Annotated in this window: 4 protein-coding genes; all 4 read right to left on the reverse strand. The window is 63.4% G+C overall.

What is annotated here, in order from left to right:
* Positions 1-20: 20 nt before the first annotated feature.
* Genes lnt through PMI38_RS23725 form a run of 4 tightly spaced genes read right to left on the reverse strand, consistent with a single transcriptional unit; the run spans position 21 to position 3,876 of the window.
* Positions 21-1,538 carry an apolipoprotein N-acyltransferase gene (gene lnt / locus PMI38_RS23710; protein ID WP_008099801.1) on the reverse strand — a complete coding sequence of 506 codons (1,518 nt, stop codon included), beginning with the start codon at positions 1,536-1,538 and terminating at the stop codon, positions 21-23.
* 8 nt (positions 1,539-1,546) lie between these two features.
* Positions 1,547-2,386, reverse strand: a complete 840-nt coding sequence (locus PMI38_RS23715; protein ID WP_008099804.1) for an HlyC/CorC family transporter — start codon at positions 2,384-2,386, stop codon at positions 1,547-1,549.
* A gap of 25 nt (positions 2,387-2,411) precedes the next feature.
* On the reverse strand, positions 2,412-2,885 hold the full coding sequence (ybeY, locus tag PMI38_RS23720) for an rRNA maturation RNase YbeY (protein WP_008099806.1): 474 nt from the start codon (positions 2,883-2,885) through the stop codon (positions 2,412-2,414).
* The gene (locus tag PMI38_RS23725) at positions 2,878-3,876 is read right to left on the reverse strand and encodes a PhoH family protein (RefSeq protein ID WP_008099808.1); all 999 of its coding nucleotides are present in this window, start codon (positions 3,874-3,876) and stop codon (positions 2,878-2,880) included. The genes ybeY and PMI38_RS23725 overlap by 8 nt, the downstream gene beginning before the upstream one ends.
* Between the last annotated feature and the right edge of the window lie 125 nt (positions 3,877-4,001).

Consider the following 4,001-nt stretch of genomic DNA (forward strand, 5'->3'; position numbering starts at 1 on the left):
TAGGGCCGGTACAGTCAACTTCAAACGGTCTTGGCGATACGCCCGGCCAGCAGCGCCCACCCCAACAACAGCACACACACGATTGCCAGCGGCCACGAGCGCCATTGCAGATACGGCGTCAGCTGCTGCATCGGCACCACCTCCCCATACAGCACCGCCCGCTGGAACTGCGGCACTTCGACGGTGATCTTGCCAAACGGGTCGATCAGCGCGGTCACACCGTTGTTGGTGGCCCGGATCATCCAGCGCCCCGCTTCAAGCGCCCGCATCTGTGCCATCTGCAAGTGCTGCAGCGGGCCGATGGAGGTGCCGAACCAGGTGTCGTTGCTGATGGTCAGCAACAGGTCGCTACGCGCGGCAAGGCCTGCGGCGAACTCTGGATAAACCACCTCGTAGCAGATGTACGGGGCGATCTGGTAGCCCTTGGCCTGCAGCAGCGGCTGGTCTTCAGGGCCACGGGCAAAGTCCGACATCGGCAGGTTGAAGAACTCGATCAGGCCGCGGAGCATGTCCTGCAGCGGCACGTACTCGCCGAACGGCACCAGCTTCTGTTTGAGGTAGGTGCCGTCGCCTTCGCCGGTGACGGTGACGCCGTTGTAGTAGCGGCGCTGGTGGTGCACCACCTCACGCACGGGCACGCCGGTGATCAGCGCCGAGTGGCGGTCGGCGGCAAAGCGGCCCATCACGTCGATGTAGCCCTGGGCCTGATCCTTGAGGATCGGCACCGCCGTTTCCGGCCAGATCAGCAGGTCCACCGGTTTCGAGCTGAAGCTCATGTCGCGGTACAGGGCCAGCTGGGCATCGATATGTGCCGGGTCCCATTTCAGTTCCTGCTCGACATTGCCCTGCAGCGCGGCGACCTTCAGCGGATCGCCAGCGGGCTTGGTCCAGGCGTGGCCCTTGAGGGCCATGCCCACCACCCACGGCGCCAACAGCAGCGCGACGCCTACGGCCAGGAACGACGGACGGTTGCGCAGACGCTGCAGGTTGCACAGGAGTGCCGCGCTCAATGCCAAGGTAAACGAGATCAGCCACACGCCACCCAGTGGCGCCAGGCCGGCCAGCGGGCCGTCCAGCTGGCTGTAACCGGCATACAGCCAGGGGAAACCCGTCAGGAACCAGCCGCGGAACGCCTCTTGCAGCAACCACAGGGCCGCGAAGCACAGGGCGTCGGCCAGGGGCGCTTCGTTGCGTCGCAACCAGCGCGCCCAGAGCCAGGTGGGCAGGGCGAAGAACCAGGCCAGGGCGGCGAAGAACGCCAGCAGCAGCACGATGGCCAACAACGGCGAGGCGCCGCCGTAGGTGTTCATGCTGACGTAGATCCACCAGGTGCCGGCACCGTACAGACCGAAGCCGAACCACCAGCCGCGCCACATGGCCTGACGCGGGCTGAGCTCGCGCAGGCCGAGGTAGAGCATGGCGATCGATAGCAAGGCCAGCGGCCAGATGTCGAATGGCGCCAGGGCCAGGAGGGTAGAGGCGCCGGCCGCCAAGGCCAGCAGGTTACCGGGCCAGCCGGGGCGGGTGATCCAACGCATGTTTGTCCTTAGCGGGTGATCGGTGTCAGGCGCAGCAAGTGTATCCGCCGGCTGTCGGCGTTGAGAATACGGAACTTGTAGGCGCCGATCTCGGTGGTTTCGTTGCGCTTGGGCAGGTGGCCGAAGGCGCTCATCACCAGGCCGCCAACGGTGTCGAACTCGTCGTCGGAGAATTCGCTGTCGAAGAACTCGTTGAAGTTCTCGATCGGCGTCAGTGCCTTGACCAGGAAATCGCCGCTGGGCAGTGGCTTGATGTAGCTGTCTTCCTCGACATCGTGCTCGTCCTCGATGTCGCCGACGATCTGTTCGAGCACGTCTTCGATGGTCACCAGGCCCGCCACGCCGCCGTATTCGTCGATGACGATGGCCATGTGATTGTGGTTGGCGCGGAACTCGCGCAGCAGCACGTTCAGGCGCTTGGACTCCGGCACGAAGGTGGCCGGGCGCAGCAGGTCCTTGATGTTGAAGCTGTCGCCGTTCTCCTTGAGGATCAGCGGCAGCAGGTCCTTGGCCAACAGGATCCCGAGCACATCGTCATGGCTTTCGCCGATCACCGGATAGCGCGAGTGCGCGGCGTCGATCACCGCTGGCAGGAACTCGCGAGGCGACTGGGTAGCCTTGATGCTCATCATCTGCGAGCGCGGGACCATGATGTCGCGCACCTGCAGGTCGGCGACCTGGATGGCGCCTTCGACGATGGTCAGCGCTTCGCTGTCGAGCAGCTTGTTCTGATGGGCTTCACGCAGCAGCTCCAGTAGCTGCTGGCGGTTTTTCGGCTCATGGGCAAAAGCCTGGGTCAGTTTACCCAACCAGGACTTCTGCCCGTTGCTCGATCGATCTTCGCTCATGGCGGTTCTCGTGATCCTTGGTGTATCAGTGTGTGATTGATTCGGTTTCATCGTCGGCATACGGGTCAGGGTGACCCAGTTCTGCCAGCAATTCCCGTTCCAGCGCTTCCATTTCTTCGGCCTCATCGTCCTCGATGTGGTCGTAGCCGAGCAGGTGCAGGCAGCCGTGGATGACCAGGTGTGCCCAGTGTGCCTCCAGCGCCTTGCCCTGTTCAGCGGCCTCGCGCTCGACCACTGGCACGCAGATCACCAGGTCGCCCAGCAGCGGGATATCGAGCAGTTCGTCGGGCACGTCGGCAGGGAACGACAGCACATTGGTCGCGTAGTCCTTGTGCCGATAAGTGTGGTTGAGCTCGCGACCTTCGGTTTCGTCGACCAGGCGAATGGTCATTTCCGAGTCGGCGGTGCGCTGGCGCAATGCCAGTTCGCACCAGCGGCGGAAGGCAGCGTCATCCGGGGCAGCGGCATCCGTGGCCCGTTGCAGGTCAAGTTCAAGCATCTTTGCCGGGCGCCTCGGGGTTGGTCTGGCGTCCCTCGAAGCGGTCGTAGGCTTCGACGATACGCTGCACCAGTGGGTGACGAACCACATCTTTGGGTTGGAAGTGGGTGAAGCTGATCCCCGGAACGTCCCGCAGGACCTCGATCACATGGGCCAGGCCCGACTTGGTCCCGCGGGGCAGGTCGACCTGGGTGATGTCGCCGGTAATCACCGCGGTGGAACCGAAACCGATGCGGGTGAGGAACATCTTCATCTGCTCGAGCGTGGTGTTCTGGCTTTCGTCGAGGATGATGAAGCTGTTGTTCAGGGTACGACCGCGCATGTAGGCCAGCGGGGCGATTTCGATGACCTGGCGCTCGATCAGCTTGGCCACGTGTTCGAAGCCGAGCATTTCATACAGGGCGTCGTACAGCGGGCGCAGGTACGGGTCGATCTTCTGCGCCAGGTCGCCGGGCAGGAATCCGAGCTTCTCGCCAGCCTCGACCGCTGGGCGTACCAGCAGGATGCGGCGAACTTGCTCGCGCTCCAGGGCGTCCACGGCGCAGGCCACGGCCAGGTAGGTCTTGCCGGTACCGGCCGGGCCGATGCCGAAGTTGATATCGTTGGCCAGGATTTCCTTGACGTAGCGCTGCTGGTTGACACCGCGCGGGCGAATGTTGCCCTTGCGCGTGCGCAGCGAGACGCTGACCTCGTTGACGGCCGGGTTGTCGATGTTCTCGACGGTCGACTCCTGTAGGTACAGGTGCACGGTTTCCGGCGACAGCTCGGTGGCCTTGGCCTCGCGGTAGAGGCGGCGCAGCAGTTGCTCGGCAGCGGAAGTGGTCTTGGGTTCGCCGATCAGCTCGAATTGATTGCCGCGGTTGCGGATCTCGATAGCCAGGCGTTGTTCGATCAGGCGCAGGTGCTCGTCGAACTGGCCGCACAAGTTGGCGAAACGGTGGGCCTCGAAAGGTTCGAGGATGAAACGATGAGGTTGTATGGGTGCGTTCAAGGTCGTTTTTAGCCGCTCGACGGCAATGTAGGTGAACTCAAGAATAACCCTTGAACGGCAGTGGCGAAAGCACTGAAACGTTCAACGGTAGGTGCAACCTGTACCGGCCTCATCGCCGGCAAACC

It is taken from the genome of Pseudomonas sp. GM84, assembly GCF_000282535.1.
Taxonomy (GTDB): Bacteria; Pseudomonadota; Gammaproteobacteria; order Pseudomonadales; family Pseudomonadaceae; genus Aquipseudomonas.

Coding starts and splice junctions, on each gene's coding strand:
- lnt (WP_008099801.1), bottom strand. CDS start 1,538: ATGCGTTGGATCACCCGCCCCGGCTGGCCCGGTAACCTGCTGGCCTTG.
- PMI38_RS23715 (WP_008099804.1), bottom strand. CDS start 2,386: ATGAGCGAAGATCGATCGAGCAACGGGCAGAAGTCCTGGTTGGGTAAA.
- ybeY (WP_008099806.1), bottom strand. CDS start 2,885: ATGCTTGAACTTGACCTGCAACGGGCCACGGATGCCGCTGCCCCGGAT.